This is a genomic window from Athalassotoga sp., from assembly GCF_049965695.1.
Taxonomy (GTDB): Bacteria; Thermotogota; Thermotogae; order Mesoaciditogales; family Mesoaciditogaceae; genus Athalassotoga.
Map to the genome: position 1 here is coordinate 1 of NZ_JBMFWB010000083.1, position 548 is coordinate 548.

The 548-nt window shown below is 50.0% G+C and carries 1 pseudogene; it reads right to left on the reverse strand.

The window, feature by feature from the left end:
- Positions 1-548, reverse strand: a pseudogene (locus tag ACP5NR_RS08850) (NADH-quinone oxidoreductase subunit F); the annotation flags it as partial.

A 548-nucleotide genomic window follows, 5' to 3' on the forward strand; every position in this document is an offset into this window, starting at 1 on the left:
AGCGGATATTCGGCTCTTACGTATATGTATCCCTGATGTGCACCTATCGCGTATCCACCTATCGCCATACCTTCAAGCAACGAATGCGGGTCTCCCTCTATCATCGACCTGTCCATGAATGCGCCCGGGTCTCCTTCGTCCGCGTTGCATATCAGATATTTCTCATCTGACTTCGACTTCCTTGTCAACTCCCATTTCAGTCCTGTCGGAAAGCCCGCACCGCCACGTCCCCTTAGACCGCTCTTTTTGACCTCTTCGATCACCATCTCGGGTGTCATCGATAAAGCCTTCTTGAGAGCAAAGTACCCGTCACGGGCAATGTACTCTTCTATGCTCGATGGATCTATGACTCCCAAATTGCGCGTCGCTATCTTTACCTGACGTGTGAAGAACGGAATCTCTTCTGTCGCGCGCGGCTTTATCTCTCCGGATGGGCCTTTGTAAAGCAGCCTTTGAACCACTCTGCCTTTCAAAAGATGCTCTTCGACTATCTCTTTTGCGTCAGATGGCTTTAACTTTTGATAAAACACGCCTTCCGGGTAGATGAC